Consider the following 1,371-nt stretch of genomic DNA (forward strand, 5'->3'; position numbering starts at 1 on the left):
CTTGAAATAGATACATTTACGAAATCCGCATATTTTAACAGGTATTTGCATTGAAAGACATAATATCCCATAATGAAATTATACAAGATTTTCCGTAAAATTTCAAGTATCGGTCTGAAAATCGGCGGATTGTATACAAGAGAACTGACTCAGATGTGCAGATTGCTATTCTGAGGGCGTTGGAGGGCTACTGAATGGAGAAAACAGGTATAACTATTACAAAACGTAAAGACGGGCGGTATGTCGGGAAGTTTATCGCTGATTATGCCGATAACGGCAAAGTACAGTATCACTATGTTTATGGCAAGACCTACGAAGAAGCCGAAAGCAAGGTGCTGATAGGGCGAGAAATTGCCACACGCTATCTTTCGGGCAGATATATCACTGTCGAAAAGATTTACGTAGAATGGCTGAATGCCGTGGTAAACCGTGTCAAGGAATCCACACTTGCCAACTACCGGAATAAGTTTGAAAAGCATATACTCCCCGAATTCGGAGATGTGCCATGTGCCGACCTGACCGCAGGCAAGATCAATGCCTTTATAAACCAAAAGCTCGCAGACGGGTTATCTGCAAGCTATGTGAGGGACATATTTACCGTTTTCAAAACGATGCTGAAATATGCACAGGATGAGTACGGCTTCAAGCTGTCCTTGAAAAGTGTCGTTCTTCCTAAAGCCGCAAGAAAGCAGATTGAGAAGATCAGCGATACAGAGCAGAAAAAGCTCGTTTCCTACCTGAAATCGAATATGTCGCTGACTGCTTTCGGTATCCTGCTGTCACTTTTTATGGGACTGCGTATCGGTGAACTTTGCGGGCTGAAATGGGAAGATGTGGACTTTCGGAACAAGATACTGCATATCCGCAGGACTGTTCAGCGTATCAGTTCTGCAAACGGAAATAGGAAGACAAAGATCGTTATCTCCGCTCCGAAGTCGGCAACATCGTTCAGAGAGATAGCTATCCCTGATATGCTCATGAAGTATTTTGAAATGTTCCGTGATGAAGCCGATTATTTCATTATATCGGGGACGAATAAGCCTGTTGAACCCCGTACAATGCAGTACCGCTACAAGAAGATACTGCAATCGGCAGAGGTAGAAGATCATAATTATCACAAGCTCCGCCACACATTTGCGACCAATTCAGCCGAAAAAGGCTTCAACGTGAAAGCTCTCTCTGCCGTCCTCGGTCACAGCAGCGTTACGCTGACACTCAACCGATATATTCACCCCGACCGCACCTATGAACGCAGGCTGATGAATATGTGTATGCAGTTGTAACTTGTTGTCAGAACAGCATCTTGAAAATTGAATAGTTGCGATTTTACGCTGTTTTGTGAGCGCTATCCTGAATGTATCTATTTCAAGA

General features: G+C 43.7%; 1 protein-coding gene. It reads left to right on the plus strand.

Annotated elements, in window-relative coordinates:
* The first annotated feature begins 194 nt into the window (after positions 1-194).
* Positions 195-1,283 carry a tyrosine-type recombinase/integrase gene (locus CUS_RS00585; protein WP_002846883.1) on the plus strand — a complete coding sequence of 363 codons (1,089 nt, stop codon included), beginning with the start codon at positions 195-197 and terminating at the stop codon, positions 1,281-1,283.
* The last annotated feature ends 88 nt before the right edge of the window (positions 1,284-1,371 follow it).

The sequence above is a fragment of the Hominimerdicola alba 8 genome, from assembly GCF_000178155.2.
In the GTDB taxonomy this organism is placed as follows: Bacteria; Bacillota; Clostridia; order Oscillospirales; family Ruminococcaceae; genus Hominimerdicola; species Hominimerdicola alba_C.

What these genes read in the sequence shown, in the direction of transcription:
- CUS_RS00585 (WP_002846883.1), top strand. Translation starts at nt 195, where the DNA reads ATGGAGAAAACAGGTATAACTATTACAAAACGTAAAGACGGGCGGTAT.